This window comes from Pseudomonas sp. Sample_9 (genome assembly GCF_004307535.1).
GTDB classification, from domain to species: domain Bacteria; phylum Pseudomonadota; class Gammaproteobacteria; order Pseudomonadales; family Pseudomonadaceae; genus Aquipseudomonas; species Aquipseudomonas mercuritolerans.
In genome coordinates this window covers 1-1,353 of sequence record NZ_RAZO01000281.1, presented here as the reverse complement: position 1 = coordinate 1,353, position 1,353 = coordinate 1, and the positions used below count along the sequence as shown (strand labels likewise).

At 63.0% G+C, this 1,353-nt stretch carries 2 protein-coding genes; both read right to left on the bottom strand.

What is annotated here, in order from left to right; all coding sequences use genetic code 11:
• Positions 1–353: DUF58 domain-containing protein (locus tag D6877_RS29940; RefSeq protein ID WP_241662909.1), on the bottom strand; the 353-nt coding region annotated here is incomplete at its 3' end.
• Positions 354–358: 5 nt separating this feature from the next.
• A complete protein-coding gene (locus D6877_RS15405) occupies positions 359–1,318 on the bottom strand; it encodes a MoxR family ATPase (protein ID WP_007913915.1) in 960 nt (319 codons plus the stop codon).
• Between the last annotated feature and the right edge of the window lie 35 nt (positions 1,319–1,353).

Genomic DNA, 1,353 nt, shown 5'->3' with positions numbered 1-1,353 from the left:
GCCGCCAGTACCGATTTGAACATCAGCCCCGAGCCGAAAAACAGCCGCGTGCTTTGCTCGACCATGATGAAAATCGGTCGCTCGCGCTCTTCGTGGAACAGCTTGGTGTGCGGTTCCTGCGTGCGCGCAGTGACGCGCCAGTCGATGGTGCGCACATCGTCACCGGCCTGATACACCCGCACCTGATCGAAGTCGACGCCACGGCCACGGAATTTCGAGTGATGCAGGCCGATCAGCGGGCTGCGCTGACTCGGCGTGGAAAACAGTTGCACCTCGCGCACGCGGTGACGCATCTCGATCAGCTCGGCGAGGCTGATGCGGATACCGGGTTCGGAGGGCAGGGCGGCGTTCATGGGGGTCAAGCGACGGCGACGACGTCGAGAATCCGCTGCACCACGCGATCCTGATCGATGCCAGCGGCTTCGGCTTCGAACGACAGAATGATGCGATGGCGCAACACGTCGAACAGTACGGCCTGAATGTCTTCCGGGCTGACGAAATCGCGACCGGCCAGCCAGGCGTGGGCGCGGGCGCAGCGATCGAGGGCGATCGAACCGCGCGGACTGGCACCGTAGGCGATCCACTCGGCCATTTCCGGGTCGAACTTGGCCGGGTTGCGCGTGGCCATGACCAGTTGCACCAGGTATTCCTCCACGGCGTCGGCCATGTACAAACCGAGGATTTCCTTGCGTGCAGCGAAAATCGCCTGCTGGCTGACCCGGCGCTCGGGCTTGGTCTCACCGTTCAGCGCCTCGCCACGGGCCTGCTGGAGGATGCGCCGTTCGACAGCGGCGTCAGGGAAACCGATCTTGACGTGCATGAGGAAACGGTCGAGCTGGGCTTCCGGCAGCGGATAGGTGCCTTCCTGTTCGATCGGGTTCTGCGTGGCCATCACCAGAAACAGCGGCGACAGCTCATAGGTGCTGCGGCCGACACTGACCTGGCGCTCGGCCATTGCTTCGAGCAAGGCCGATTGCACCTTGGCCGGCGCACGGTTGATTTCGTCGGCCAGCACCAGGTTGTGGAAGATCGGCCCTTGCTGGAAGACGAAACTGCCGGTTTCCGGACGGTAGATTTCGGTGCCGGTGATGTCGGCCGGCAGCAGGTCGGGGGTGAACTGAATTCGATGGAACTGGGCTTCGATGCCCTCGGCGAGTTCTTTGATCGCTTTGGTCTTGGCCAGACCGGGTGCGCCCTCGACCAGCATATGGCCGTCGGCGAGCAGGGCGATGAGCAAACGCTCGATGAGTTTTTCCTGGCCGAGAATCTGCGTTGAAAGAAAGGTTCGCAGCGCCAGCAGCGCTTCACGATGTTCCATCGGTGACTGTTCCTGGAAAGGGGGTGGCCGGGGCG